The sequence below is a fragment of the Kribbella jiaozuonensis genome, assembly GCF_005233875.1.
GTDB classification, from domain to species: Bacteria; Actinomycetota; Actinomycetes; order Propionibacteriales; family Kribbellaceae; genus Kribbella; species Kribbella jiaozuonensis.
This window is the reverse complement of sequence record NZ_SZPZ01000001.1, coordinates 1688272-1714613: the sequence shown is the minus strand read 5'-3', so window position 1 is coordinate 1714613 and position 26342 is coordinate 1688272. Positions and strand designations below refer to the sequence as shown.

Genomic DNA, 26342 nt, shown 5'->3' with positions numbered 1-26342 from the left:
CGACTACTTCTACCTGATTCCGGCAAAGATTGCGCCCAGGTCGAACGCCTGTCGTTCGTCACCCCAGTCGATCGTGACGACAGCGCCGTCGACGGCGGCAGTGGCAACGTTTTCCACAGGTACGCCGCTCAGCGTGGCGCCGGCGACATAGATCGTGTCCGTCGGCGACGTCGTCGACAGCAACTCGGGAACGACGGCCCACTCGCCGTACGCCGTTCCGTACGACGCGCTCGACGTACCCGCGGAGGTCCAGCCGTGCAGGCCGACGAGACCCGACCGGAGACCGCCGGCCTCGACATCCACGGCGAGGCCGTCCGCCGCGACCTCGAAGTCACTCGGGCGTGATCCCGCCACCGCCCACCCACTGATCCGCAGCGGGAGCGACGGTGGAATCCAGATGAGCCGGTGGATTCGCACCTCCTGAGCTCCACGCGCCGCGGTGAGGCTCTCGATCCGTGCCGACGGCAGGACCGGTCCGCCGTCGGCGGTGTCGCTGGCCTCCCACGGCGAGAGCCGCGGGAACCTCGGCGCGTGCCAGGAGGCGATCCAGTTCGGACCGGATGCGACCGTGTGGATCTTTCGGCGAGCGCTCCAGACGCGTCTGATGCGTACTTGGATGTCGTTGTCGGCCGGGTCGTGCAACGAGGTCGGCCCGGTCCGGGTGGAGTACCCGAACCGCGCGTACAGCGGATCAGGAGCGCCCGCGTCGGCGGCGTCCGGCTTGAGGTGATCGCTGCCGTGGTTGTGCACCCTGACGAGGCCGTCGGCCGCGGTGTTCTGGATCAGCAGCCCGATGTCGAGTGCCTGCACCTGATCCTCGGTGTCGGTCGCGAGGGCCGTCTCCTCCGAAGTCCACACCGGATGATCCGCCGGAAGCATCAACGCGAGGAACCCTTTCGACGCCCAGTACGGCGAACCGGGCCCGGAGTACCGCTGGATCGTCGGCAGGTGTTCTCGGTGCCAGCCGAGGGACAGTACGCCGTTGTCGGTGATCGAGCCGCGTTCGACGAAGTACCGCAGGCCGCCCGACAAGATCCGGCGGGTCTGCCCGGGGCTCAGCGGGGTACGGCCGACCGCTTCGCCGAGGGCGACCGCCGCGAGAGTCGCGGTGCGATAGGTCATGCTTCGCCCGTAGTACAGCGGTGCGCCGTTGCGATCGAACGTCCGGGCGAAGGACTGCAGGAACTCCTCCAGCCGATCGCCGTAGCGCTGTTCGAGTTCGCGGATGCCGCGCAGGCGGGCGTGCAGGACCGGGTACAGGTGCAAGGCCCAGCCGATGTAGTGGTCGAAGGCGTCGCCGGCGCCGTCGGAGTACCAGCCCTGTCCGCGGTACCAGACCTCGATCAGGCCGAGCGCGCGGTCGATCACGTACCGGGTCTGGTCATCGGCCCGGCCGACGCCCTCGAGGAAGCTCGCGATCGTCGCGGGGAACAGGTACCAGTTGTTCGGCGAGGGTTCCTGTTCGATGGTGGCGCGGAACCAGTCGGCCAGCCGGTCCTGTTCGTCGGGCTTGAGCCTGCCCCAGGTGTCGTCCTTGGTGAGATGGAGACCGAGCGCGATCCCGGCGGCCTCGACGTGCGGCTGCCCGTCGCGTCCGATGTGCCCGACGACCGGCCACGACTCGTTGTCGTCGGCACCGATCGTCCGGGTGCCGGCGATCAGCCCGTCGACGTACTTCTGCAGATGTCCGTTGCGGTCCGCTCCGCCGGCATGCAGGAACGCGGCCAGCAGGAACGTCCGGGCGAACCCTTCCAGCCCGTCGGTCGCGGTTCCTTGCTGGGACGGGCGGCCGGGGAAGTTGATCCGCGCGCCCGCAGGCGAACGGTAGGCGTCGGCCGAGGCCAGCAGGTGGTCGGCGACCGCGATCCAGTGGTCGCGGGTCAGACCGGAGTACGGGCTCAGCGTGCGATCCTCGGCGGGCAGCACCGACGCGAGCGGTCCGGAGACCTGCAGCGGAGGCAGTACGGGCTTCATCGAGAACCTTTCGTCAGAAAGCGGGTCGGGATCATCCCTTGATCCCCGAAGTCGCCATACCGGCGATGAAGTAGCGCTGACCGAGGACGAACAGCAGGATCATCGGCAGCGTGGCCAAAGCGGACATCGCCATCAGGAACGGCCACTGCACGTTGCCCTGGCCCTGGGCGAACGTCGCGAGACCGAACTGTAGTGGGCGCAGGCTCTCCGAGCTCGTGGCCACCAGCGGCCAGATGAATCCGTTCCAGGCGGACTCGACATTGAACAGTGTGATGGTCACGAACGCCGGAGCAGCCAACGGCGCCATGATCCGGAAGAAGATGCCGATCTCCGACACCCCGTCCACCCGGGCGGCGTCGGCCAGCTCGGCCGGCAGCGAGACGAAGAACTGCCTGGCCAGGAACGTGTACAGCGGCGCGGAGACGAACGGGACGATCAGCGCCGCCCAGGTGTTCAGCCACCCGGTGCCGCCGTTGCCGAGGATGTCGTTGCCGCCTGCCAGCGGGATCCGCCGTACCACGAGGAACAGCGGAACGATCAGCACCTGGAACGGGACGATCAGCAGGACGATGAAGTAGTTGAGGATGCCCTTGCGGCCGCGGATCGGCAACTGCGCCAGCGCGTACCCGGCCGCCGTACAGAACGCGAGCACCGGGATGGTCTGCCCGACCACGACGATGATGCTGTTGCGGAAGTACGTCAGGAACGGCGCTGCCTTGAGCGCGTCCACGTAGTTGCGCCACTCGATCCGGTCGGGCAGCCAGGAGAACCCGTTCACCTCGTTGAGGTTCTTGAACGAGGTGAGGATCATCCAGATGAACGGCACGACCATCAGGAAGCCCGCAACGGCCAGCACCACAACCAGCAGCACCTTGGCCGGTGAGATGCTGCGGGCCGACCGGCCCGTTGTCACCGCGGCGCTGCTCATAGGTCCTCCCGGTTGCGCAGGCTCAGGCGGCCGAGGCTGATCAGGATGCCGACGAAGACCAGCATGATGACGGTCTCCGCGGAGGCATAGCCGATGTGCAGCCGCTCGAACGCGTTGGTGAAGATGTCGAAGGTCAGCACGTTGGTGGCGTTCGCGGGTCCGCCGCCGGTGGTCACGTAGATGAGGTCGAACACCTGGAACGATCCCGCGATCGAGGTCACCAGGACGAAGAAGTGCACCGGCGCGAGGCCCGGCCAGGTGACGTTCCAGAACGTCTGCCACTTGGAAGCTCCGTCAAGCGTCGCTGCCTCGATGAGGTCCGGCGAGATGCTCTGCAGCGCGGCCAGGTAGATGATCATCTTCGCGCCGAGCCCTTGCCAGATACCGACCAGCATCAACGCCGGCAATGCGACGTCGGGATCGGTCAGCCAGCCTGATCTCGCCAGGCCGAAGAACGCGAGAACCTGGTTGCCGAGGCCCGCGGCCGGGTTGTAGATCCACAGCCACACCGCCGCGACAGCGACCGTCGAGGTGACCACCGGAATGTAGAACAGCGTCCGGAACAGCCCGCGGGCAGGGATCTTCTGATTGAGGCCCAGCGCAACGGCCAGCGACAACGCCATCGCAACCGGGACGACCGCGATCGTGTACAGCAGCGTGTTCTTGACCGCGTTGAGGAACTGCGCGTCCTGGAAGAGATCCAGGTAGTTCTTCAGCCCGATCCAGTCCCCCTGCCCCGCCACCCTGGCATTGGTGAAGCTGAGGTAGACCGCCATCACACCGGGGATCGCGATGAAGATCACCGAGTGGACCAAGGAGGGTGCGAGCAGGAGCCACCCGGCGCGTGCCTTGGCCCGCTCGACGCCGCCCCGACGGCGCCGGGACGGTCGCGTGGCCGCGGCGACGACCGGTCGTTCAAGTGTCTCGGTGGTCATTTGCGCGCCAAGGTGTCGAGTTCCTTGAGGACGTCCTGCGGCGACTTGCGTCCGAGGATCACCTCGTCGAGCGACGGACCGAACTTGGCCCGGAAGTCGAGGAACGTGGCGCCGCCGTACTCGAAGACCGACTTGTCCAGGTTCTTCCAGGCGAACGATCCGGCCGGGTTCGACTTCACGAAGGCGCTGTCACCGGCGTTGCTGCTGATCGGTACGCCGACGTCCAGCTTCGAGATCGCCTCCTGCGACGTCGGGTCCTGCATCGCTCGGATGAACGCCAGCGCCGCCTGCGGGTACTTCGTCCCGTCACCGACGGAGGCGACCCGGCCACCGACGTACATGACCTCCTTGGCGTCCTTCAGGTTGAAGTAGACGAGGTCCTTGCACTTCGCGCCGATGCCCTGGCCTTTGGTCGAGCAGTCGACGTACGGGCTGGCGAAGCCCATCGCGGCCTCACCGGTCGTCACCAGCGCGGTCTTCGCGGAGTTCTGATAACCGTATGTCGAGGACTTGTCGACGCCGACCATGTCGTGGATCAGTTGCAGGGCGTCGATCCCGGCCTGACCGTTGAAGGCGGGCTGACCGTCCGGCGTGAACATCTGACCGCCCTTCGCGCCCATGAACGCGACGAACTGCTGGCGATAGTTGCTCGCCGGTGCCCAGAAGTCGAAGCCGGTCCGGGTGATCTGGCCCTTGGCGTCGCGCGTGGTCAGCTTCTTCGCGTCCTCGCGGAGCTCGGTCAGCGACTGCGGTGCCTTGTTCGGATCCAGGCCCGCCGCGGCGAACGCACTCTTGCTGTAGGCAAGCAATCGCGGGTTCGCCACGATCGGTACGGCGTACAACTCGTCGTTGTACTTCATCGGGGGAACGAAGGCCGGGTACACCGACTTCTCCAGGTCCTCGGTCTTCACGCCGAGCTTCGTCAGCGACTGGATCGCTCCCAGGTCGGCCAACGGTTGCACCCAGCCGATTCCGGCGCTGACCACGTCGTAGTTCTTGCCGGCCGCGAGCGAGGTCGAGATCTTCTCGTTGAGGTTGTCGTACGGCACGAAGTCCGGCTCGACCTTCATCTGCGGGTACGTCTTGTGGAAGATGTCGACGATCCCCTGGAAGACGGCCTGGCCTTCGTTGTTCGCCGGGAAGTTCGGGACGACGACCCGCAGGGTGCCGGTCGCGGTCGCCGGGTCCTGACCTTCGGCTGCCGTGTCACCACCGGAGGAACACCCGGCGATCGCGGCCATCGCGATGGCCACGGCCGCGGACGCCGCGACCTTCAGTCCTCGCTGCATCACTCTTCACCACTTCCTGTCGGCGACCGCCTCAGCGGTCCGGTAAACGCTTCCCGACACGGTAAGCGTTTCTAGTATCGTTTCGCAATACCCGAGTCATCTCTCTGAAACGAGAAGCTGCTCAGGCCATCAGGTCGTACGTCTCCGGGAGTACCTCGTGGCGCAGGTCGCGTCCGGTCAGGTAGCGCCGGACCTCGTCGACGGCAATCGATCCCTGAGCTCGCCGCGAGTGCCAGGTCCGGGCTCCGAGGTGCGGGGTCAGGAGGACGTTCGGCAACTGCCACCACTCCGAGTCGAGCGGTAGCGGCTCGTCGTCGAACACGTCGAGCGCAGCGCTCAGCCGCCCGCTGCGAACCTCGGCCAGCAAGGCGTCGGTGTCGACGAGGGCGGAGCGTGCCGTGTTGACGACGACACCTCCGTCCGGGATCAGCGCCAACCTCGGGGCGTCGAGCATGTGCCTGGTCTCCCGGCGTACCGGCGCGTGCAGGGCCACGACGGTCGACTGGCCGAGCAGCGTCTCGAGCGGGACCAATCTGGCCCCGAGCCTCTTGGCTTCCTGCTCATCCAGGTAAGGGTCGTAGACGAGCACTTCGGAGCCCGCGGCCACGCTGAGCTGGAGATATGCCCGTCCGACCCGGCTGGCGCCGATGACTCCCACAGTGGAATCGGCGAGCGTCCGCGCCAGACCGAAGTCGGCTCCACGCCAGTCATGCGCGCCGGCCATCACCCGGTCGATCCGGTCCAGGTCACGCAGCCGGGAGATCGTCATGTACAGCGCCAACTCGGCGACGGACTGCGCCATCCCCGCAGACGCCTGGCTGGCCCGCACGCCGCGAGACAACAAGGCCTGTGGCACCAGCGACCGGATCGTCCCCGCGCTGTGCACGACGAGCCGCAGGTTGTCCTCCGGCGCGAGCCGCTCGGGCAACGGCTCCGACCCCCAGCCTGTGACGAGTACATCCGCCTGCAACCTGCCGACACCGTCACCCCTGCGGACGAGTCTCCCGATCCCCCTCAGCCCCTGCTCCAGCCCGTCGCCGAAGAGTTCGGCTTCGAGCGCGGGCGGCACATCCACGTACACGACAGGCACAGCCATCAAGGCCCTCTCGATGCAGTAACAGACAGAAACGTTTCTACATCGGCGACGATAACACGCCGCTGGTTTCTAGCGCCCAGGTCGTTGGAGCGTTGTCATCGTTTGGGCGGTGCCGTCGAGGTCGGCCCCGAGAACGTACGGGCGAGCGTCATGCTCACCACGGCACTGACACCACACATCGGACAACACGCGGCCGCCAGGATCACGGCGGAGGCACTGTCCACCGGAGATCCGGTCGATGTCGTCGCCGCCCGGCACGGCATCCCCCGAGAGCAGTTCTGGCGGTGGTGCGACCCGAAGACCATGACCGGCGCCGACGACCAACGCCCCTGGACCAACGACGCTTGATCCGCCGGAGGCCTCATGCGTCACGCCGGGTAGCGTCGGGGCGGCAAGTGCTTGCCGAGTGCGTGGAGGATTGAATGAGCAGCGTCTTGGTCACCGGAGCGTCGGGGGTTGCTGGGCGGGAGGTTTCGCGGCGGCTTGCTGCGGCGGGGCATCGCGTGCGGCGGGCGGATGTTATGCCCTCGCCGGATCCTGCAGACGCTGGGATCGGGGAGTTCGTGCGGTGTGATACGCGTACGCCGACCGACGTGCTCGAGGCGGTGGAGGGCTGTGACGCCGTCGTACACCTTGCGGCGTGGCACAACGCTCACCGGCCGGGTGTCAGTGACGCGACGATCTTTGCGGTCAACGTCGACGGCACGTTCAACGTCGTACAGGCGTGCCGGGCGACCGGCGTCCGGAGCGTCGTGTTCGCATCGTCGATGGCGTATGGGTGGGGCAGCGTTTACAGCGTCACCAAGGTGCTCGGCGAGGACCTCTGGAAGATGTACCAGGAGACGACCGGGGCATCGGTCGCGCTGCTGCGGTATCACGGCTTCGTGCCCGAGCCTTACCTGCGCTGGGGCGAGCGGCTGCTGCGCAACGGTGTCGACGTACGCGATATCGCGACCGCGACGGTCGCCGCGACCGAGGCTGCGATCGCGCACCGCTTCGACCTGTTCCGGACGATCGTGCACAGCGACCACGGGATGCCCGAGGAGGTCCGCGCCGACTTCGCTGCGCGCGGCGTCGAGTGGTCGGAGTCGCGGATGCCGGGCGCAGCCGAGCTGATCGAACGCCACGGCCTCGCGCTACCTGACACCGTCGAGCAGCACGACCTCAGCGAGGCCGCTGACCTGCTCGACTGGCGTCCCGAGCACGACTTCATCGAGTTCCTCACCGACCTCCAACGACGCGAAACAGCCGGAGAAGACGTCACCGCCCTCTGGGCCCCCGGCCGCATCCCAGCCTGAGCCCTAGCGGGGGTCGATGTACTTCCAGGTTTTGCCGTGGTTGGTGCTGGTTATGACGTGGTTGCCGTTGTACTGCATGCCGTAGACGAAGTCGCCTACACCGATCACCTCGCCCAGGTCGGTCGGTGGGGTGAACGGCGTACCGGCGCCGGGCCGGAGCAGCTCGCGGTCCTTGCCTCCTTGATAGAGCGCGAGGCCCGTGCCGTTGTCGAAGGCAACAGGAGACGACAGGTACGTCGAGTTCCGGGTAGCCACTGTCGTCCAGTGATCGCCCCGGTCGGTGGACAACCGCAGCGGCACCTCGTCATCCGGCCGGGCCATCTCGGGCTTGTTGCCCGGGATCACCACCAACGTGTTGCCGTCCGGGCTGACTGCCAGCCGGCCGTGCATCCGGCCCGGGCTGATGACGGAGTGGTCCCAGGTCCTGCCGTGGTCATCGGTCCAGTAGATGTTGCCGACGCCGCTGTTCCTGGCGCCGACCAGCCACCATCGTCCGGTGGTATCGCGTTGCGGCGTGTAGCTGTTGTCGACCCCGGGGACCTTCACCTCCCGGAGAACGCCGGTCTGCGGATTCAGCGCCCGCAGCGGGCCATCGCCCATCAGTACGTCGCCGTCCCCGAACTCTGTGGTCGGCGGAGCCCAGTGCAGCTTCTTCTCGATCCGGCCCTTGTCGGTCAGTCCGATCATCAGGGCCTGGGCCCAGGTCGGGTCGCTGCCCTTCATACTCGTCGGCGTCGACAGCGCCAGTACGTCGTCGCCGTCCGCCACCACGGCGTACCCGGTCTTGCTCACCGGGGCGGTGGTCCGCACACCGTCACGGCTCAGCACCGCGGCGTAGTTCCAGGTGTATCCCGGCTGGGCCAGCATCCACACCGCCGCCCAGCGGGTCGGGGTGGCGAACGCGATTCCGGCAAAGCCCGACTTCTTGTCGTGGATCAGCTTCTCGGCCGCCTGGTCGACCGGCATCGAGACACCGGCCGCCGGCGGCTTCTCGCTGCCGGTCACCTTGCCGAGCGGCAGAACGGCAGCCAGTACTGCGATGGTCACCGCCACAGCGACTCCCGCACCGGTCAGCGCCTGCCGACGGTGACGGCGGCGAACGCCACGGCGCTCGAGAGCCTCGAAGGGCAACGGGTGAACAGTCTCCTGGACCTCCCAGGACAGTTCCTTCAGCTCAGACATGGTTGACCTCCTCGGCGTCGTCGGCGAACTCGTGGACCAGCGGGGCCAGGCCGGCCCTGCCGCGGGAGAGGCGTGCCTTGATCGTCCCCTCGGGAACCCGCAGCTGTACGGCGATCTCGCGTACCGGCAGGTCGACGATGTGGTGCAGGACGATCGCCTCGCGCTGTTCGTACGGGAGCTGTCGCAGGGCCTCGACCAGAGCGACCCGGTCCGCGGACAGCCCGGTGATCGTGGTCTCGGGGACACCTGCGCGGGAGAGCAACCCGTGGAACCGGGTCGCGCGGCGGTACTTCCGACGTACGGCGTTCAGCGCGACTGTGCGCAGCCACCCCTCGGGGTTGTCGAGCTGGGCGAACCGCCGGGGCTTCTCCACCGCCCGGACGAACGCCTCCTGGACGGCGTCCTCGGCCTCACCCAGGTCCCCGCAGATCGCGAACAGCTGCCCGACCAGCCGCCGGTAGCACCCCTCGTACAGCTCGCGCACCGTGTCGCCGTCAGCCATCACCACTCCCCAGATCGGACCCTTTGCCTGCACGAGTCCTGGCGTGAGGATCTGGTTGCACGACAGTTCAGATCGATGCCCGGCTCGACTCGCGGAGGACGAGTTCGTGCGGGACGGTGTAGACGCGGGCCGGGTCGCGGTTGCCTTCGATTCTGCTGATCAGGGCCTCGAACGTCCGGTCGGCCAGTAGGTCCAGGTCGGTCGCGACGCTGCTCAGGCTGGGTGACAGGTACTGGCCGTCGACGATGTTGTCCCAGCCGATCACCGCGACGTCGTCGGGGACTCGCACCTGGTGCTCGATGAAGGTCCGGATGGCGCCGATGGCCAGCAGGTCGCTGGCGCAGACCAGGGCGTCGATCTCGCCGATCAGCGGCAGCAGCTGCTCGGCCATCGCCGCGCCCGTCTCCCGGGAGTAGCGGTCGCAGCGGAGCAGCCAGTCGTCCCGCGTCTCCAGGTCGAGCTCGTCCACGGCGGCGCGGACGCCCCGGAACCGTAGCTGGCCGACACTCAACGGCCGGGAGGGATTGCCGCCGATATAGGCGATCCGCCGCCGTCCGCCGTCGGCCAGATGTCGTACGACGTCCCGCGCGGACTGCTCGTTGTCGATCGCGACGTAGTCGGCCGCGCCCTCGCTCAGGTGTTCGCCGAGCAGCACCATCGGCGTGAATCGGCTCATGTCGGCCAGTCGCTCAGGGTCCACGGCCAGCGGGCTGTAGATCACGCCGTCGATGCTGTTGCCGGGATACCCGGCGGCGGCCCGGAGTTCGTGCTCGTCGCTGCGCCCGGTCTCGTCGGTGAAGACGGCGTACCCCTGCCGTTCGCCCGCCATGATCAGCGCGTGCGCCAGCGCACCGAGGTACGGCTCGTCGATCCGCGGGACGGCGAGCGCGACGATGTTGCTGCGCCCGCTCTGCAACTGCCGGCCGACCAGCGAAGGCGTGTAGCCCAGCTCGGCGATCGCGGCCTTGACCCGGGCCCGGGTCTCGGCCTTCACGTGGCGCCGCTCATGGACGACGTTCGTCACGGTCTTCAGCGACACCCCGGCCAGCTCGGCGACGTCCTTCAGCCGCGCGGGACGGGCCGGCCGGCCATCCGGACCGGCATCAACGTCAGGCGCCATCGTGGTCCCTCCGATTACCTCAAACACAGTAGGACGACATCTTGACAGAGCTCGCGAGCACCGCAACCATCACTTCTAACGTTAGAAATTCTAACGTTAGAACTTTTCCTGACGCAGTGCCACCGACACCGGGAGTGGCTCATGAAGAAGATCGCGTTCGTCGCCTCGGCCGTGCTGTCCACCGCCACGCTGCTCGCCACCGCGGCGTGCACCGGTGGCGCCCCCGGCACCGGCTCCGAGGACGTCAAGCAAGACACCAGCGGCCAGCAGGAGATCCGCTACATGATCGGCCAGCCGGAGGATCCGGCGGACCTCGAGCTGATCAAATCCGACCTGAAGACGTTCGAGACCAAGAACCCGGGGATCACGGTGAAGCTCGACGTCATCCCGAGCGAGAACGTCCGGACCGTGCTGCAGACCCAGTTGCGGTCGGGCCAGGGTCCGGACGTCTTCGGCTACGACACCGGGCCGGGCTTCGCCGGCGCGCTGGCCAAGGCCGGGCTGGTCTACGACCTGACCAAGGCGTACGCCGACAAGAAGTGGCCGATCTACGACTTCGCCAAGAAGCGGGTCACGTTCGACGGCAAGATCGTCGGCGTACCGAGCCAGATCGAGGAGGTCGGCGTCTTCTACAACAAGACGCTGTTCGCGAAGTACGGGATCGCCGAACCGAAGAGCCTGACCGACCTGACCGCCGCGGCCGAGAAGCTCAAGCAGAACAACGTCGTCCCGTTCGCGGTCAGCGACAAGGAAGGCTGGCAGGGCGGCCATCTGCTCAGCATGTCGCTGTCCAGCGCCGTCGGGTCGAAGGGTATGGACGACCTGCTCAACGGCCGTACGTCGTGGAACACCCAGCCGGTCGTGGATTCGCTGGCCGTCTGGAAGGACTGGAACGACAAGAAGCTGCTGACGCCGTCACCGACCGCGGTCAGCTACGACAACGCGAACGCGCTGTTCTACTCCGGCAAGGCCGCGATGAACCCGACCGGCAGCTGGTTGGCCCTGGACATCGAGCGGAACGCCAAGTTCGACGTCGGCTTCATCCCGTTCCCGGCCAAGGACGGCGCGGGCATCTTCAGCGGCGGTCTCGGCTCGGGCACGTTCGTGTCCGCCTCGACCACCAAGGCGGACGCGTCGATCAAGTTCCTGGACTACCTGCTCACCCCCGAGCACGGCCGCTGGGCCGCGGAGAAACTGCAGGACATCCCGGCGTACCCGATCGACACGAACGGGATGACGGCGTCGCCGCTGTTCAAGCAGGTGCTGGACGACTCGGCCAAGATCGCCGACGGTACCGGTGACTTCGGGTACAACATCGACGTTCTGACCACCGACGTCTTCAACAACGCCATGTGGAAGGGGATCCAGGGCATCCTGAGCGGGCAGGGTGACGCGGCGAAGGTGGCCGCGCAGCTGCAGACGGCGTACGAGAAGTCGGCGAAATAGATGGGGGCCGTCAGCAACGTTCCGGCGGTCACCCGGCGGGCGCAGGCGCGGCTCGGCATCCTGCTCGCGCTGCCGGTGGCGATCATCACCGCGGTGTTCTTCGTCTTCCCGATGGCGAACGCGCTGTACTACTCGGTGGTCGACTTCGACGGTCTCGATCCGACACCGCCGTTCGTCGGGCTGCGGAACTTCACCGAGATGTTCACCGACGCCGCGACCTGGCACGCCCTCGGCAACAATGCGATCTGGATCGCGATCGGCACCGCCGCGCCGATGATCATCGGGCTGCTGGTGGCAGTCCTGATCTGGTCCGGGCGCGGTGGAGCGACGTACCGATTGCTGTTCTTCCTGCCGTTCATGCTGCCCGGCGTGGCGATCGGCATCGTCTGGGGATGGATCTACGATCCGGTCAACGGGTGGATCAACCGGGTGCTCAACGCCGTCGGGCTGGACGGGTTGACCCGCGGCTGGCTCGGTGATCCGAAGACCGCGATCTTCGCCGTACTGGCGACCGCGATCTGGGCGACATGTGGTTTCGTCACGATGATCATCCTGTCCGCGCTCCGCAACGTGGACGTGGAGCTGGTCGACGCCGCCCGGATCGACGGCGCGAACGCCGGTCAGCGGTTGTGGCACATCCTGTTGCCGCAGATCATGCCGGTCTTCCTGATGGTGCTGACGCTCACGCTGGTCGGTGGGTTCAGCGTGTTCGACATCATCTTCATCATGACCGGCGGCGGGCCGGCCGACGCCACCGAAGTACTCGGGACCTATGCGTACTCGAGTGCGTTCCAGCTCAACCGGATCAGCTACGGCACCGTGCTGGCGCTGCTGATCACGGTGCTGGCGGTGCCGTTCACGATCATGCTGAACCGGCTGCAACGACGGCTGTCGTTGCAGGGACTGGGGGCGTGATGATCGACATGCCAGTCGCCGTCTCGAGCAGCAGCCGGTCCGAGGAACGGTTGGAGTTCCGCCGGCACGTCGTACGCCGGTCGACCGGACTCGCTATCCGTCACGTCGTCCTCGTACTGATGGCAGCGCTGACGCTGTTCCCCGTGGTGCTGATCATCTCCACGGCACTCAAGACACCGCAGGACGTCCGTACCGATCCGTTCGGCTTGTTCTCGTCGTTCTCGTTCGAGAACCTGCGCTCGGCCTGGACCGTGGGCCGGTTCAGCAGCTATCTGCTGGACAGTCTGCTGCTGACCGTTCCCAGCACGATCGTCGTGATCGTGATCTCGACGATGGCCGGCTACGCGTTCGCCCGGCTGCCGTTCCCCGGACGTACGGCGATCTTCTACGTCGTCGTACTCGGTCTGCTCGTACCGTTCTTCACCTACATGATTCCGCTGTACTTCCAGCTGCGGTCGATGGGACTGCTGGACAGCCTGGTCGGGGCCAACCTGGTGCTGATCTCGACCAACCTGTCGTTCGGCACGTTCTTCATGCGCGCGTTCTTCTCCGATCTGCCCGAGGAACTGGAGCAGGCCGCGCGGATCGACGGCGCCTCCGAGAGCCGCATCTTCGCGCAGGTGATGATGCCGCTGGTGAGCTCGGGCGCCGCGGCCCTGGCCGTCTTCACGTTCCTGAGCAACTGGAACAACTTCCTGGTCCCGCTGCTCTACCTGCCGAGCGGCAAGTACCGGCCGCTCACCGCCGGTCTCTACAACTTCACCGGCGGCCGCTCGATGGATATCGGCCCGCTGGCGGCCGGCACGTTGATCACCATCGTCCCGATCATCGTGATCTTCGTCGTCCTGCAACGCCAGGTCACGCAGGGCTTCATGTCCGGCGCAGTCAAAGGCTGACCCACACTTCTCGAGGAGACCCATGCCATCTCTGGTCAGATTCAGCTCGTCCCGCGTCGCGGAGGTCGTCCCCGATCTCGAACGTACGCCGGAACCGGACGAGGTCCTGATCCGCACGTTGTACTCCGGTATCTCCGCGGGCACCGAGCTCACGGCGTACCGCGGCAGCAACCCCTATCTGAACAAGCGCTGGGACGACGACTCCCGGCTCTTCGTCGACGGTGACACCTCGATCAGCTACCCGGTCGACGGCTGGGGGTACGAGGAGGTAGGCGAGGTCGTCTCGCTCGGATCGTCGGCCGAGGGCGTCTCGGTCGGCGATGTGATCTGGGGGACGTGGGGACATCGCAGCCACACCGTCAAGAAGGCGTCGTGGGCCGCCGGGCGGATCCTCGACGCTACCGTCGATCCGCGGATCGGCATCTTCAGCCAGATCGGCGGTATCGCGCTGAACCTGGTGCTCGACGCCGACATCCACATCGGGGAGACAGTTGCGGTCTTCGGTCTCGGCGTACCCGGGCAGTTGGCCGCGCAGCTGGCCCGGCTGAACGGTGGCCGGGTGATTGCCGTCGACAACCTTCCGGCCCGTCGTGAGCTGGCGCTGGAGCTGGGCGCCGAGGTTGCGCTCGATCCCGCCGACGGTGGCGTTGCCGAACGGATCCGAGAGCTCACCGACGGCCGCGGTGCCGATGTGTGTTTGGAGGTGTCGGGCAACTATCGCGCCCTGCACGAGGCGGTCCGGTCGGTCGCGTACAGCTCGCGGGTGTGCGTCGCCGGGTTCATGCAAGGTGACGGTGTAGGGCTGCGGCTGGGCGAGGAGTTCCACCACAACCGGATCGCACTGATCTGCTCGCAGATCTCCGGGGTCGCGCCGTCCTTGCAACATCGGTGGAACTACGACCGGCTCGCGCGGACAGCGATCCAGCTCGCCGCCGAGAAGCGGCTGAACGTGACCGACCTGATCACGCACACCGTGCCGATGGCGCTGGCCGCGGACGCTTTCCAGATGCTCGACGAGCGTCCGGAAGAGGCTCTGCAGGTCGTACTCAGCTTCGACGAGGAGGTGACCGCATGACGTTCCGACTGGCGGCCGCGGAGATGACACTGCCCGGCGAGACCTTGGAGGAGAAGTTCGCATTCGTCCGGTCGGTGGGTTTCGACGGGATCGAGCTGTCCGCCCGTGGTGACGGGATCTTCGGATCGCGGGTGGACGAGCTGCGGCGGGCGCGCGATGCCGGCGTACAGATGCCGACCGCGGTTGTGCACATGGACCACTTCATCGGCGACTTCGACGCGGACCGGCGCCGGGATGCCATCGAGCAGCTGAAGATCCAGTTGAGCACGATCGCGGCGGCCGGCGGGACGGGGATCGTCTCGCCGCATGCCTTCGGGTTGTTCTCGCGGCGGTTGCCTCCGTTCGTGCCGCCGCGTTCGGTCGAGGACTCTCGCGCGGCGCTGGTCGAGGCCCTCCGGGAGGTGGGTGAGCACGGCGAGTCGGTGGGCGCGAAGGTCTACCTGGAACCGTTGAACCGGTTCGAGGACTTCGTGATCAACCAGCTCGCCGATGCGGTCTCCGTGGTCGAGGAGGTCGGATCCTCCGGGGTGATGATCACTGCGGATACCTTCCACATGTCGATCGAGGAGGCCCACATCGGCGAGTCGATCAGGCAGGCCGGTTCGTTGATCGGTCACGTCCAGCTCGGCGACAGCAACCGGCTGGAGCCCGGCGCCGGCCACTACGACTGGCCGGAGACCTTGGACGCATTGGAGGCCATCGGCTACAACGGCTGGCTGGCGATGGAATGCGGCGTCAGCGGCCCCGTCGACCAAGTCCTCCCAAAGGTCGCCAAGCTGCTGACGCGCTGACGCCCCGACGGCCGGGTCGACCAGCAGATGCAGCAACTCCCACTGGAGATCCGGATACTCCTGTGCGACGTGGCGCAGGTCCTCGGCGTAGCTGCCCAGGTCCTGCGCCGCTCGCTGGTGTTTGCCTCGCGGGGGGCTCGGGCACTGGCGGGGGTGTGACGGCGAAGCAGAGTTTGCGCACAGTAGCCCAGCCTGAGTGGGTCACGCCGATGCTCGCCACGCTGACCGAGGACCGCTTCTCCGACCCCGATTGGCTGTACGAGCGCAAACTCGACGGGGAACGCTGCCTGGTCTTCCGTACTGCGGACGGCGTCCGCCTGCTCTCGCGCAACCAGAAGGAACTCAACAACCACTACCCCGAACTCGTCGAGGCACTGGCCGGCCAGACGAATCAGGACTTCGTGGTCGACGGCGAGATCGTCGCCTTCGAGGGCGGCCGGACCAGCTTCTCCCGGTTGCAAGGACGCATGCAGGTCAACGACCCCGACGCGGCACGCCGTACGGGGGTGAAGGTCTTCCTCTACGTGTTCGACGTCCTGCATCTCGACGGGCACGATCTGACCGGCCTCCCGCTCCGCCGACGCAAAGCGCTCCTGCGCAGTGCGCTCGAGTACGGCGGTCCGCTGCGCTTCACGCCGCATCGGATCGGCAACGGCGTCGCGTACTGGGAAGAGGCCTGCCGGCGCGGCTGGGAAGGCCTCATCGCCAAGCGGGCCGTCGGAGCCTACGCCCACGGTCGCTCGAAGGACTGGCTGAAGTTCAAGTGCGCCACCGCGCAGGAGTTCGTGATCGGCGGCTACACCGATCCCCAAGGCAGCCGGGTCGGCTTCGGCGCACTGCTGATCGGCTACTACGAGAAAGGTGAACTCCGGTACGCCGGGAAAGTAGGCACCGGCTACGACCGTCCGATGCTCGAGCGACTGAGCAAACAACTCGCCGAGCTCGAGCAGGACGAACCGGCGTTTGCCAGCGGCAACTTGCCGCGCTTGCGGGTGCACTGGGTGAAACCGCAGCTCGTCGGCCAGGTCGCCTTCAGCGAATGGACGCGGGACGGGCAACTCCGCCATCCCAGCTTCCAGGGACTGCGCGAGGACAAACCTCCACGTGAGGTGGTCCGGGAGCGTGCACAGTGACTGATGAGGTACGGGTCGGCCGCCGTACCATTCAACTGAGCCGGACGGACAAGGTCCTGTTCCCCGACGACGGGGTGACCAAGGGCGACCTGATCAGCTACTACGAGACGGTCGCACCACGGATGGTCCCGTATCTCAAGGGCCGTCCGCTGTCGCTCGAGCGGTTCCCGGACGGCATCGACGGCCAACAGGTGTTCCAGCAGACCGTACCGCGATACTTCCCGGACTGGATCGAGACCGCGTCGGTGAAACGGCTCGGGGGTGCCGGCAACGTGAAGCACGCGGTCGTCAGCTCCGCTGCCGCACTGGTGTACCTCGCCAACCAAGCGTGCATCACTCCCCACACCTGGCTGTCTCGCGCCGACCGCCCGAGGAAGCCCGATCAGCTGATCTTCGACCTCGACCCATCCGGCGACGACTTCCCCGCCGCACGCCGCGCTGCCCTCGATGTCCGCGAACTCCTGACCGACCTCGGGCTCCCCTCGCTGCTCAAAACCACCGGAGGCAAGGGACTTCACGTCCACGTCCTCCTGGACCGTACGGCGGACTTCGACCAGGTCCGCGAATTCGCGAGCGGCGTCGCGCAGGTGCTCGTCGCTCGTGACCCGAAGCGCTACACCATCGAGCAGCGCATCGCGAAACGGGAAGGGCGGCTGTACCTCGACATCATGCGCAACGCCTACGGGCAGACCGCCGTACCGCCGTACGCCGTGCGAGCCCGGGCGGGCGCGCCGGTTGCCACCCCGTTGGACTGGAGCGAACTCGACGATCGCCGGATGCGCGGCGACCGGTTCACCATTCGCTCAGTTGTGCGCCGCTTTGAGCGGGACGGCGATCCATGGCGCGGGTCGAGTCGCCGCCGGTCCTTGACCCGACCATGGCGTCGCCTGAATGACTTGCTGACCGAGAAATAGCGCCGGGAGCTCAGACGCGTTGGCCGGTGCCGTGGATGCCGTGGTGGTCGATGCGGGTCAGTTCCTCGTCGGTGAGGGCCGGGAAGTCGAGCGCGGCGAGGTTGTGGTCGAGTTGGGCGGTCGAGCTTGCGCCGATCAGGGCAGTCGTCACCTGCGGCTGACGCAGTACCCACTGGAGGGCAAGCTGTGCCAAGGACTGGCCGCGCTCTCGGGCGAGCTCGTTCAGCGCCGTCGCGCGCTCGCGATAGACGTCGTCGATCTGATCCGGTGACAGGAACGCGCTGGCCGCGGCCCGGGCACCGGCCGGGATGGCGCCGTCGAGGTACTTGTCGGTCAGCAACCCCTGCGCAAGGGGGCTGTAGGCAACCAAACCGAACCCGTCCTCGGCAGCGAGCTTGAGCAGCCCGCTGGTCTCCGGCGTGCGGTCGAAGATCGAGTACCGCGGCTGATGAACCAGCAGCGGTACGCCGGCCGCACGCAGCAAGGCGGCGACCTCGTGCGCGCGCTCCGTCGGGTAGTTCGAGATGCCGACGTACAACGCCTTGCCCTGCTGGACCGCGCTCACCAGCGCGCCCACGGTCTCGTCCAGCGGCGTCGACGGATCCGGCCGGTGGTGGTAGAAGATGTCGACGTAGTCGGTGCCGAGATCGCGCAGGCTGCGCTCGAGCGACACCAGCAGCGACTTGCGCGAACCGCCTTTGAGATAAGGGCTCGGACCGATCGGGTTACCGGCCTTCGTGGTCAGGATGAGTTCGTCGCGGTACGGCGCCAGGTCCGTCCGCAGCACCTGCCCGAACACCTGCTCCGCGGCCCGGTGCGGCGGCCCGTACCGGTTGGCGTTGTCGAAATGCGTGATGCCCAGATCGAACGCATGCAGCAAGATCTCCCGCTGCGTCCCGAACGGGTAGTCACGACCGAACTTCTGCCACAACCCGAGCGACAACGCCGGCAGATCCAGCCCGGAGTCCCCCGCCCGCCGATACTCCAGCCGCTCGTACCGCCCGTCGGCCGCCCGATAGACCCGCTCGACCGTCATTCACATCCGTCCTTCGGCTGACCAACTCACGAACCCGATCGCACGCATGCCTCAACATTCACACCCGTCGGATCGCGATCGCCCGCGGTCTCACATCCTGATCCAGCGCGTGCAGCAAGTCCGGGTTCTCTTCCGGTCGTCTTAATGATACACCGTATCTGTTAGTCGATCTCGGAGGAGCGATGGCGATGCGGTGGAGTGATGAGGTCAGCGGTGGGCCGGTGGGGTTCGGGCAGGACTCGTGGGGGGTGATGCTGCTCAAGGTGGTCCTGGTCTTCGTGATCCTGATGGTGCTGACGCTGTTCAGTATTTGGGCGGAGCGGCGGGTGGTGGCCCGGATGCAGCAGCGGATCGGGCCGAAGGTCAACGGGCCGTTCGGGTTGCTGCAGTCGTTGGCCGATGGGATGAAGTTGATCCTGAAGGAGGATCTGATCCCGAAGACGGCCGACAAAGTGGTGTTCGTGCTCGCGCCGGCGATCGTGGTCGTTCCGGCGTTCGCGGCGTGGACGGTGATCCCGTTCGGGCCGACGGTGAAGCTGCCGTGGAGCGACGGCCGCACCGCGCTGCAGCTGACCGACATGCCGGTGGCGGTGATCTTCGTGCTCGCGATGGCCTCGGTCGGCATCTACGGCATCGTGCTCGGCGGCTGGTCGTCCGGATCGACGTACTCCCTGCTCGGCGGCCTTCGCTCCAGCGCCCAGATGATCTCGTACGAGGTCTCGATGGGGCTCTCGCTCGTCGCGGTCTTCCTGTACGCCGGATCGATGTCGACGTCGCAGATCGTCGCCGCGCAGGACAAGCTCTGGTACGGCCTGATCCTCGCGCCGTCGTTCGTGATCTATGTGATCTCGATGGTCGGCGAGACCAACCGGGCGCCGTTCGACCTGCCCGAGGCCGAGGGCGAACTGGTCGGCGGATTCCACACGGAGTACTCGTCCGCGAAGTTCATGCTGTTCTTCCTCGCGGAGTACGTGAACATGGGCACCGTGGCGGCCTTGGCGACCACGCTGTTCCTCGGCGGCTGGCACGCCCCGTTGCCGATCAACCTGATCTGGGACGGCGCCAACAGCGACTACTGGCCTGTCCTGTGGTTCTTCGGGAAGGTCCTCTGCTTCCTGTTCCTCTTCATCTGGCTGCGCGGGACGCTGCCACGCCTGCGGTACGACCAGTTCATGCACTTCGGGTGGATGCGGCTGATGCCGCTGTCCCTGCTGTGGATCCTGGTGGTCGCGACGATCCGCACGATCAACCTGAACGGCGGTATCGACCGGCAGTGGTTGTTCGTCGCGATCGCGCTCTGCGTCGTCGCGGTCGTCGTACTGCTGTTCGTCGGTGAGAAGAAGCAGTCGGACAAGGCCGCGCAGCAGGAAGCAGCCACGTACGACGGGTTCCCGGTGCCGCCGATGTCGGCCGTAGCCACCGAGCGTCGGGCGCGATGACGCCGTACGATGCCCGACATGACACGGCCGGCCGACGAGGGCACCCAGCGGGATGCGGGTCCGGTGTGGGCACGCAACGACCGCCGGCCCCGGCGCAGGACGCTCACCCGCGAATCCATCGTGAGCGCCGCGGTCGACATCGCCGACCGCGACGGGCTCGACGCGGTCTCGATCCGGAGCGTCGCGGCGTTCCTCGAAGTACGGCCGATGAGCTTGTACGCGCATGTGTCGAGCAAGGACGACCTGCTGGACCTGATGTTCGATCAGCTCGCCGGGGAGAGCGTCCTCGGCGACCAACTCCCGAAGCACTGGCGAGAAGCGCTCGAGGCCATCGCGCGACGGACCCGGGACCAGGGCCTGGCCCACCCGTGGACGATCGAGCTCCTGGTCGACCGCATGCAGCTGGGCCCGAACACGCTCCGGGTTCTCGACGAGTGGATGCGTGCCGTCGCGCCGCTAGCCGTCTCCGCGGAAGAAGCGTGGAGCATCGTGACAGCGGTCAACGACCACACGGTCGGGTATGTCACCCGGGTCTCGGCGCAGCGACGTGCCGTGCCGTCGGACCCGGCCGCCGCCGGCGAATGGACGTCGACGGTCAACAGGTACCTGACCGAACGCGCCGACAGCGGTGACTACCCGTACGTCGGACCTCTCCTGCGCCACGGCTTCGCCGCCCAGCCGGACAACTTCGAGGCCGGCCTGGCGTTTCTCCTCGACAGTGTCGAGGAGAAACACGCGCCTCACGCTTGAAGTTGTAGCTCTGAGAGTTGCGCCGCCGGCCACCCGGTGTTGGCGGTGATACTGACTCGCCAATAGCGCTGGGTCGTCGCGGGGAAGGTCAAGGTCACCGTCGGCGAGAAGGTGTAGGTCGCGGAGGCCTTTACCGTCGTGAAGTTGATGCCGTCCGTTGACCCGAGCAACGACAAGGTCTGATCGCGAGCACCCCAGGACGTGGGAAGCTGCAGGACCGCGCGGCTCACCGACTGGGCTGAGCCGAGATCCACCTGCGCCCATTGTGGGAAGGCGTTGTTGGCGCTCTCCCAATAGGACGACTGGTTGCCGTCTGTCAGGTTGCTCGACGCGTAGGCCTGGTTGTGTGATGACTCGCTGGTGGGCTTACCGGCCGCCAAGTTGCCGGAGCCGCCGCCGGTGAACTGCAGGCTGTTGAGGTTCCAGCCGCCGTTGTCCTGAGAGACCGTCAAGGTCTGCAGGCCGGCGGGCAGTGTCACCTGAGTGGTGACGATCGCCCAGTTCTGCCAACCACCAGTTGCCGGGACGCTGACCGTGGTGCCGGCGAAGTGGAAGGCGTTGGTCACCGCGCTCGGCGCCGCCACTCGCATCGCGACGGTGTACGTACCGGCGGTGGCGACGTTGACCGTGTAGTGGAACCACTGGCCCGTGCTGGTCCAGCCCAGGTTGTAGCCGCCACCAGCATCCGACGTTGACTCGAGGTCGACGCCGTCGGTGCGGTAGCCGTTCGCGGTGCCGTTCACCGAGCTCACGTTGTACGCGACGCCCTGCCCGCCGGTGTTGTAGTTCTCCGCCTGCACGGTCCCGGGGATCGCGGCGGGCGTGCCGCCGTACGGCGCTTCCGGCGTACCGCCGCCCTGCCAGCTGTTGCCGCTCAGCGACGCGCTGAACCCACCGGAGTTGTTGAGGTACGGCGTACCTCCACCGGTCACCGTGTTACCGGTGATCGTCGCGGAACCCGACGGCGCCGGGTAGAACGGCGGCGAGATGACGATGCCGTTGCGTCCCGGAGAGGTCACGGTGTTGTTCTGGAGCACGGTGTTCGTCGAGGTGGAGAAGCCGATGCCGTCGTACAGCGAATTGACGACGGTGTTGTTGCTCGCGGTCACCCGATCGACAACGCCGACGTTCTGCCCGTCGCCGCCGTTCCCGATGTGGAACGCCGGCTGCCCCTGGTTGTACGCATTCCCACCGGACCGTACGACGACATTGCCGGTAACGCTCGCCGACAACAGATCGTTGCCATTGACACCGAACCGTCCCGCACCCAGACCGATGTAGCGGGCGGTGTCCGACACGTAGTTGTTCTCGATCCGATGGCCACCGCCGCCGTAGATTCCGACGCCTTTCCCGCCCCACGGAGCGATCGACGTATTGTTCGTCACCACCGCGTTCGCCATCGGCGTGTAGTAGACCCGCGTGCCGTCAATGTCGTTGTAATTAACGGAGTTGATGGCGAGCGCATCGTCACCGGTGCCGCGGACGAAGTTGTTCGTGATGGTCAGGTTGTTGCCGACCGAGTTGCCCATCGAGACGTTGTTGATGTTCGCGCCGTCCGCCCAGATCGTCGTCAGGCGGTTGTTCCGGATCGTGCCGCCGGTGCCGGAGGCCCAGAAGCCGGACAGCGTGTGCTGGGTCCAGATCCCTTCGGCCACCCAGTTCGTCCCGGTGACGTCCATCGAGCCGCCCGCGCCGTCGACGGTCGCGCGGCTGGTCGCGTTCGAGTCGACGTGCAGGTTGCGGATCGTGGTCGAGGTCAGACCCCATAGCGCGGGCAGCGGAGTGCTGTTCGGCAGCGGTACGTCGCGATAGATCGTGCTGTACCAGGCGCCCGCACCCGCGATCGTGATGCCCTGTGCCTGCAGACCTTGCGTGCCCTTGACGTAGAACGTGCCGGCCGGGATCCACAAGGTCTTGCCCTGCGATTGCGCCTGGTTGATGCAGTTCTGGATCGCCGCCCGGCTGTCGACCGACGCGGGATCCGCCGCACCGTTGGTCGGGGTGTTGTCGGCGACCGCGCCGCAGTCGGTGATCGAGATCGAGTTGGCCGGTTGGGAGAGGGCAGCCGGCGGGTTCTCCACATCGACGACATCGACGTCGTAGTACGCGGCCGAGTTGCCGGAGTCCTTGCGCAGCATCAACGTGCCGCCGGGTGCGATCGGCGTACCGGTGACGAGGGTACGCGTCTCGTCGAAGAACACTCGCGGGCTGCCGTCGGACGGGTTCTGGCTGTTGCCGTTGTAGTTGTTGTTGCCCTCGTACAGCCAGGTCTGCTTCGAGTTGACGTTGAGCGCCTGCCGCAGACCGCCGTCGACGTACAGGTTCAACGTGCTGGTCTGCCCGCCGCCGGCGCTGCTGTCGGGGATGCTCACCCGGACCGTGATCGCGCTGATCGGTGCGCCGGTCGTGTTCGTCCACTGCACGCTCTGGCCGGTGCCGGCGAGATGGGCATACGCGTGCCCGGACGCCTCCAGCGAAGGACTCGAATACTGCGTCGTCGGCGCGGCCGTCAGCGACACCGCGGTCGCGCCACCGCCGAGCGCGCCGGCCTCGGCCTCGTACGAAGTGAATGGCACGGTTGCGCCGGCGGTCGTAGCCGCGGCCGCCGGCGTGACGAGCAGCGCGGCGACGGGGACAGCGGACAGGAGGCTGAGCAGGGCAGAGCGCATGGTCGTCCTCTCCGGCCTCCGCAGGTCGGGAGCGGGCTGTCCCGACGGGGCGACTGCGACGGCCGCGATGTCAGGAATTTGCGACAGCACCTCACAAAATTGCGCCGACACCGTGAGAAGGATGAAACGCGAATGTCCTCAACACGTCAAGATGCCACGGCCTACAACTTCGTCAGGCCCGGTTCAGGTGGTTCGCGAGTTCGGTCCGCGAGCGTACGGCGAGCTTGCGGTAGATCCGGGTCAGGTTGGCCTCGACGGTCTTGACCGACATGAACAGCTCGGCGGCGGTCTCGTGGTTCGACCGGCCCGCGGCGACGAGTTCGGCGACGCGGCGTTCGGTTGCCGTCAGCATCGACGTACTCGGGTACAGGCCGGAGCGGCCGGACTCGTCGCGGGCGCGCTCGGCCCAGCGCGGTACGCCGAGCGCGTCGAACGTCGCGGCGGCCTCGTTCAGAGTCTCGACGGCCAGGCCCTTCTGGCCGGCGCGGCGGTACACCTGACCCAGCGCCAGCCGCGACCGGGCCGTCTCGAACGGGCATTCGGCGCCGGTCTGATCGACGATCCGCCGCAGTTCGGCGATCGCCTGGTCCAGGTCGCCGCGGGCAGCAGTCAACAAGGCCTGGCAGCGATCGGCGGCAACGCTCGCCTCCGGGCGGCCCGCCTCCCCCTGGCGACGGAGCAGCGCAACGGCTGTCTCGACGTCATCGAGTGCGCCGACCTGCAGCGCGGCATCGGCGTAGTCGACCGGCCACAACAGCTGCTCGAGGTCGACCAGTTCGGTCTTCGCGAAGATGTCGGCGAGCTCACGCAGTACGTCGAGCGCGGCCTGCCAGTTCCGCGCCGAGGTCTCGACAAACCCCACCTGGGCGAGGAATCCGGCCAGCCAGTACGTGATCCCGTGCGACCTCGACTCTGCCGCCGCACGCTGCGCCAGGGTCCGGGCCTCGTCCAGGTCACCGGAGTACTCCGCGACCAGGATCCGCGCCATCTGCTCCTGCAGGTTGAAGGCACTCGCCCACGCCCCTGAACGGTCCGCCTCCTCGAGCGCCGCCCGCGCGTCCGCGATCCGCGACCCCCGGACGTGGCACATGACCAGACAGATGTACAGGCTCGACAGATCGCCGTACCGCCCGGCGTCGATCGTCCGCCGGATGCCGTCGCGAATCTCCGCCACGGCCTCCGGATCGTTCCAGGCCGCGTGGAATGCGCGGCCCCAGGCGAGCTCCGCGGCGGAGATCTCGGTGTCCGAACTCGCGACCAACTGTTCGAACTCGCGCTCTGTCTCCTTCAGACGGCTGCTCCCCCACAGCCACTCGGCATTCAGCCGCTGGTTCAACGCCATGAACTGAATGTCGGTACGACGGACCGCGACCGCCTCGTCGATCGCCAGCTGACTCAGCCGCAGCGTGAGCCGGCCGTGGCCCTCCATCCGGTGGTACTCGCTGAGCTCCTGGAGGATCGCGGCCCGGACCTCCGTGCCCGCGGGCGCGAGCCGGAACGCCTGTTCGGACAGCGAGCGCGCGGAGCGCAGGTTGCCGGGCAGCCGCGCCTCCCGGAGCAGCACCTGGGCACGGTCCTCCGGCGACGCCGCCACAGCGGACGCGTTCTCCAGTGCGGCCCGGGCCGCCAGCAGGTCCCCGGCACCGAAGTACGTATCGAGCGCGCCGAGCCAACGACGGAAGCTCACCGACGCGTCCACGTCGGACGGTGTCGCCAACGCGGCCGCCTCCAGCAACTCGCCCGCCAACTGCTGAGCACCGCGGCTCCGCGAGATCTCGGCAGCGCGTTCGAGCTCGCCGGCCGCGGTCTCGTCGGGCGCGACGATCGACTCCGCGCGATGCCGCGCACGCTCGACCGGGTCCTCGAGCTTCTCGGCCAGCATCCGGTGCGTACGACGTCGCGCCTCGGGTGCCGCAGCGTCGTAAATGGCCGACGCGAGCAGCGGATGGGTGAACGCGACCAATGCGCCCGCCCCGACCCGGGCGACGTCCGCATCGGCCGCCGCCTCCAGAGCTGACCGGAGCCGAGTCTCCTCGACCATCCGCTGCAACTGGGAGACCGTCAGCCGGCCCGCCGCGGACACCAGCAGCAGTACGTCGCGGGCGTCCTGTGACAACAGCACCGAGACCTTCTCCCCCAGCAAACCGGCCAGGCTCGGCGGGACCGGGAAGATCGGCTCGTGGCCCTGCTGCGAACTCCAGCGCCACTTCGACAGATCGGACTGCATCGCCATCGCGATCATCAACGCCAGCAGCGGGTTGCCGCCGCTGGCCCGCGCCACCCCGGCACTCATCGGCGGGGTCCACCGCAGGCCCAGCCGCTTGCGCAGCAACTGGCCGATCGCCAGTCCGGCAGCGGCTTCAACTCCAACTCGTGCCGCGGCTCCGCCAGCACCCGGATCAGCTCGGCCGCCGCCCCGGGATCAGGCCTCGACGCCAGTACGACGCTCAACCGGCGCGGGTCGATCGTCCGCAGCGCGAACGCGAGACTGGCGAGACTCGCCTGATCCAGCCACTGCGCATCGTCGAGGATCAGCGTGACCGGCTCAGCGCCGTACAACTGGGTCAGCAGACCACGTACCGCGAGCGGGACGGCCAGGGCGTCGACGTCGTCGCCGTCCGGGTCGGCACGCTGGAGCGCGACCGACAGCGCACGTCGCTGCGGTACCGGCAGACGGTCGAAGGCGCTGTCCGGACACTGGCTGACCAGCTCGGCCAGCCCCGCGAAGGGCAAACCTCGATCGAACTGCGTCGGGCCGACCGACAGCACCCGCCGTCCGCGCCGCTGGGCCAGCTGGTCGACCACCTTCAGCAGACTGCTCTTTCCCAGCCCGGGCTCGCCGATCACGACAGCACTGCCGCCGTCGTCCACGACGTCGCTCAGCACCCCCAAGGCGTCCTCGCGGCCGTACAACCCGTACGCGGCCGCCAGTTCGTCGTCCATCAGGTCATTCT

The 26342-nt window shown here is 67.3% G+C and carries 23 protein-coding genes; 11 read left to right on the top strand and 12 right to left on the bottom strand.

What is annotated here, in order from left to right:
• Nucleotides 1–9 precede the first annotated feature (9 nt).
• The 5 genes from FDA38_RS08330 to FDA38_RS08310 form a co-directional block, all read right to left on the bottom strand.
• A complete protein-coding gene (locus tag FDA38_RS08330; protein WP_137253442.1) occupies nucleotides 10–1974 on the bottom strand; it encodes a DUF2264 domain-containing protein in 1965 nt (654 codons plus the stop codon).
• 31 nt (nucleotides 1975–2005) lie between these two features.
• Entirely contained in the window at nucleotides 2006–2902 is an 897-nt protein-coding gene (locus FDA38_RS08325) for a carbohydrate ABC transporter permease (protein WP_137253441.1), read from the bottom strand.
• Nucleotides 2899–3837: a carbohydrate ABC transporter permease gene (locus FDA38_RS08320; protein ID WP_137253440.1), complete on the bottom strand. Its 939-nt coding sequence runs from the start codon at nucleotides 3835–3837 to the stop codon at nucleotides 2899–2901. Before FDA38_RS08320 ends, FDA38_RS08325 begins: the two co-directional genes overlap by 4 nt.
• Nucleotides 3834–5126: an extracellular solute-binding protein gene (locus FDA38_RS08315; RefSeq protein ID WP_137253439.1), complete on the bottom strand. Its 1293-nt coding sequence runs from the start codon at nucleotides 5124–5126 to the stop codon at nucleotides 3834–3836. Before FDA38_RS08315 ends, FDA38_RS08320 begins: the two co-directional genes overlap by 4 nt.
• A 121-nt stretch (nucleotides 5127–5247) precedes the next feature.
• Nucleotides 5248–6222, bottom strand: coding sequence for a hydroxyacid dehydrogenase (locus FDA38_RS08310; protein WP_137253438.1), 975 nt, complete (start codon nucleotides 6220–6222; stop codon nucleotides 5248–5250).
• A 150-nt stretch (nucleotides 6223–6372) separates the two neighbouring features.
• Between FDA38_RS08310 and FDA38_RS42110 the strand changes: the two genes are divergently transcribed.
• Complete coding sequence (locus FDA38_RS42110) at nucleotides 6373–6570, top strand: hypothetical protein (RefSeq protein WP_170989626.1); 198 nt, start codon at nucleotides 6373–6375, stop codon at nucleotides 6568–6570.
• Between the two features lie 74 nt (nucleotides 6571–6644).
• The gene (locus FDA38_RS08300; protein WP_137253437.1) at nucleotides 6645–7520 is read left to right on the top strand and encodes an NAD-dependent epimerase/dehydratase family protein; all 876 of its coding nucleotides are present in this window, start codon (nucleotides 6645–6647) and stop codon (nucleotides 7518–7520) included.
• Nucleotides 7521–7523: 3 nt separating this feature from the next.
• Here FDA38_RS08300 and FDA38_RS08295 read toward each other — a convergent pair whose 3' ends face one another.
• From FDA38_RS08295 to FDA38_RS08285, 3 genes are all read right to left on the bottom strand, one after another.
• The gene (locus tag FDA38_RS08295) at nucleotides 7524–8702 is read right to left on the bottom strand and encodes a beta propeller repeat protein (RefSeq protein WP_137253436.1); all 1179 of its coding nucleotides are present in this window, start codon (nucleotides 8700–8702) and stop codon (nucleotides 7524–7526) included.
• Nucleotides 8695–9204: an RNA polymerase sigma factor gene (locus FDA38_RS08290; protein ID WP_137253435.1), complete on the bottom strand. Its 510-nt coding sequence runs from the start codon at nucleotides 9202–9204 to the stop codon at nucleotides 8695–8697. The genes FDA38_RS08295 and FDA38_RS08290 overlap by 8 nt, the downstream gene beginning before the upstream one ends.
• Before the next feature lie 67 nt (nucleotides 9205–9271).
• On the bottom strand, nucleotides 9272–10324 hold the full coding sequence (locus tag FDA38_RS08285; RefSeq protein WP_137253434.1) for a LacI family DNA-binding transcriptional regulator: 1053 nt from the start codon (nucleotides 10322–10324) through the stop codon (nucleotides 9272–9274).
• Between the two features lie 141 nt (nucleotides 10325–10465).
• Here FDA38_RS08285 and FDA38_RS08280 point away from each other — a divergent pair, with 141 nt between their 5' ends.
• The 7 genes from FDA38_RS08280 (at nucleotide 10466) to ligD (FDA38_RS08250) (ending at nucleotide 17494) form a co-directional block, all read left to right on the top strand.
• A complete protein-coding gene (locus FDA38_RS08280; protein WP_137253433.1) occupies nucleotides 10466–11770 on the top strand; it encodes an ABC transporter substrate-binding protein in 1305 nt (434 codons plus the stop codon).
• Nucleotides 11771–12685: a carbohydrate ABC transporter permease gene (locus FDA38_RS08275; RefSeq protein WP_137253432.1), complete on the top strand. Its 915-nt coding sequence runs from the start codon at nucleotides 11771–11773 to the stop codon at nucleotides 12683–12685.
• Nucleotides 12685–13581: a carbohydrate ABC transporter permease gene (locus tag FDA38_RS08270; RefSeq protein WP_137253431.1), complete on the top strand. Its 897-nt coding sequence runs from the start codon at nucleotides 12685–12687 to the stop codon at nucleotides 13579–13581. Before FDA38_RS08275 ends, FDA38_RS08270 begins: the two co-directional genes overlap by 1 nt.
• Nucleotides 13582–13603: 22 nt before the next feature.
• On the top strand, nucleotides 13604–14656 hold the full coding sequence (locus FDA38_RS08265; RefSeq protein WP_137253430.1) for a zinc-binding dehydrogenase: 1053 nt from the start codon (nucleotides 13604–13606) through the stop codon (nucleotides 14654–14656).
• On the top strand, nucleotides 14653–15447 hold the full coding sequence (locus tag FDA38_RS08260; protein WP_233714591.1) for a sugar phosphate isomerase/epimerase family protein: 795 nt from the start codon (nucleotides 14653–14655) through the stop codon (nucleotides 15445–15447). Before FDA38_RS08265 ends, FDA38_RS08260 begins: the two co-directional genes overlap by 4 nt.
• A 155-nt stretch (nucleotides 15448–15602) precedes the next feature.
• Complete coding sequence (gene ligD / locus FDA38_RS08255; RefSeq protein ID WP_233714590.1) at nucleotides 15603–16580, top strand: non-homologous end-joining DNA ligase; 978 nt, start codon at nucleotides 15603–15605, stop codon at nucleotides 16578–16580.
• A complete protein-coding gene (gene ligD / locus FDA38_RS08250) occupies nucleotides 16577–17494 on the top strand; it encodes a non-homologous end-joining DNA ligase (RefSeq protein WP_137253429.1) in 918 nt (305 codons plus the stop codon). The genes ligD (FDA38_RS08255) and ligD (FDA38_RS08250) overlap by 4 nt, the downstream gene beginning before the upstream one ends.
• A 10-nt stretch (nucleotides 17495–17504) precedes the next feature.
• On the opposite strand, the gene FDA38_RS08245 is transcribed toward ligD (FDA38_RS08250), so the two are convergent.
• A complete protein-coding gene (locus FDA38_RS08245) occupies nucleotides 17505–18530 on the bottom strand; it encodes an aldo/keto reductase (RefSeq protein WP_137253428.1) in 1026 nt (341 codons plus the stop codon).
• A gap of 188 nt (nucleotides 18531–18718) precedes the next feature.
• Here FDA38_RS08245 and nuoH point away from each other — a divergent pair, with 188 nt between their 5' ends.
• Entirely contained in the window at nucleotides 18719–19969 is a 1251-nt protein-coding gene (gene nuoH / locus FDA38_RS08240; RefSeq protein ID WP_233714589.1) for an NADH-quinone oxidoreductase subunit NuoH, read from the top strand.
• A gap of 18 nt (nucleotides 19970–19987) precedes the next feature.
• Entirely contained in the window at nucleotides 19988–20719 is a 732-nt protein-coding gene (locus tag FDA38_RS08235) for a TetR/AcrR family transcriptional regulator (protein WP_170989625.1), read from the top strand.
• Here the strand turns inward: FDA38_RS08235 and FDA38_RS08230 are convergent.
• From FDA38_RS08230 to FDA38_RS08220, 3 genes are all read right to left on the bottom strand, one after another.
• Entirely contained in the window at nucleotides 20710–23388 is a 2679-nt protein-coding gene (locus FDA38_RS08230; RefSeq protein ID WP_137253425.1) for a galactose-binding domain-containing protein, read from the bottom strand. The genes FDA38_RS08235 and FDA38_RS08230 overlap by 10 nt on opposite strands.
• A gap of 172 nt (nucleotides 23389–23560) precedes the next feature.
• Nucleotides 23561–25681 (bottom strand): helix-turn-helix transcriptional regulator, encoded by a 2121-nt coding sequence (locus tag FDA38_RS08225; RefSeq protein ID WP_137253424.1) that lies wholly within the window; start codon nucleotides 25679–25681, stop codon nucleotides 23561–23563.
• A complete protein-coding gene (locus tag FDA38_RS08220) occupies nucleotides 25678–26331 on the bottom strand; it encodes an AAA family ATPase (protein ID WP_170989624.1) in 654 nt (217 codons plus the stop codon). Before FDA38_RS08220 ends, FDA38_RS08225 begins: the two co-directional genes overlap by 4 nt.
• Nucleotides 26332–26342: the final 11 nt, after the last annotated feature.